Annotated in this window: 2 protein-coding genes; one reads left to right on the top strand and one right to left on the bottom strand. The window is 75.0% G+C overall.

Annotated features, from left to right (window positions below; genetic code table 11):
- The coding region (locus OZN99_RS31960) for a hypothetical protein (protein ID WP_270939214.1) at nt 1–205 on the bottom strand (205 nt) is incomplete at its 3' end.
- 186 nt (nt 206–391) lie between these two features.
- Here OZN99_RS31960 and OZN99_RS31955 point away from each other — a divergent pair.
- Nucleotides 392–1,231, top strand: an 840-nt coding sequence (locus OZN99_RS31955) for an aminopeptidase P family N-terminal domain-containing protein (RefSeq protein ID WP_270939213.1), incomplete at its 3' end; no start/stop codon positions are given.

Genomic DNA, 1,231 nt, shown 5'->3' with positions numbered 1-1,231 from the left:
CGCGGCGTTGCGGCCAGCTGCGCAGCGCCTCACCCACGGCGGCCAGCGCCGTGCCGATGCGCGCGAAGGCGCGACCGAGGGAGGCGGCGATCGCGGCGTCGCGGGCGCGGACGGCCTGGGCGCGGATGGCGTCGATCTCGGCGGCGCTCGGGGCCGGGGCGGCGGGGAACAGGCCGATCTGTTCCTGGTTGCGGCGGGGATCCATGGTAGCTCTCATTCGCTTGGCGCGGTCCGGGCGGGCCCCGATGGCCCGTCTCCGATCGCGCTTCGCACTGCAACATAGGGTCGCAGCGCCACAGGTGATGCGGAGATGCCACACTCGAGACATGCTCCAGACGCATGTCTCATTGTGGACATATGTGTCGGAGTTAAGGCTTCAGTGACGAACACGGTGACGCAACGCCCCACCCAGGCCCGACTCGCCGCCCTCCGGGCCGAGCTCGCCCGCCTCTCCCTGCAGGGCTTCCTGGTGCCGCGGGGCGATGCCTTCCTCGGCGAATACGTCCCGCCCTCCGCCGAGCGTCTGGCCTGGCTCACCGGCTTCACCGGCAGTGCCGGCCTGGCGCTGGTGCTGGCCGACGCCGCGCTGCTGTTCGTGGACGGCCGCTACACCACCCAGGCCGAGCGCGAGACCGACCGCGCCCTGTGGCAGTTGCGCCACCTGACCGAGCAGCCGCCGGCCGAGGCGCTGCGCGGCCTGCCGAAGGGCGCGCGCATCGGCTTCGATCCCTGGCTGCACACCGAGGCCGCGATCGAACGGCTGGCGGCCTCCGGCGCGGAGCTGGTCCCGCTGGACGCCAACCCGATCGACGCGGTCTGGACCGACCGCCCCGCCCCGCCCGATGCGCCGGCCGTGCCCCACCCCGTCGGCTTCGCCGGCGTGGAGAGCGCGGCGAAGCGGGAGGCCGCGGCGGCCGAGCTGCGCAACGCCGGGGAGGATGCGGCGGTGCTGGCCGACCCGCATTCCGTCGCCTGGCTGCTGAACATGCGCGGCGCCGACCTGGCGCATACGCCGCTGGCGCTGGCGCAGGCGGTGCTGCGGGCGGATGCGACGGTGGAGCTGTTCCTCGACCCCGCGCGGGCCGATGCGGCGCTGCGCGCCCATCTGGGCAACGCTGTCGCGCTGCGCCCGCCGGCGGAGCTGGGCGCGGCGCTGGATGCGATGGCGGACCGCCGCCTGCGGCTGGATGCGGATGCGACGCCGGCCTGGATCGCGCGCCGCCTGCGCGCC

Source organism: Falsiroseomonas oryzae (assembly GCF_027856955.1).
GTDB lineage: Bacteria > Pseudomonadota > Alphaproteobacteria > Acetobacterales > Acetobacteraceae > Falsiroseomonas > Falsiroseomonas oryzae.
Note: the sequence above shows the minus strand (reverse complement) of the source record. Positions and strands in the feature narration are given on the sequence as shown.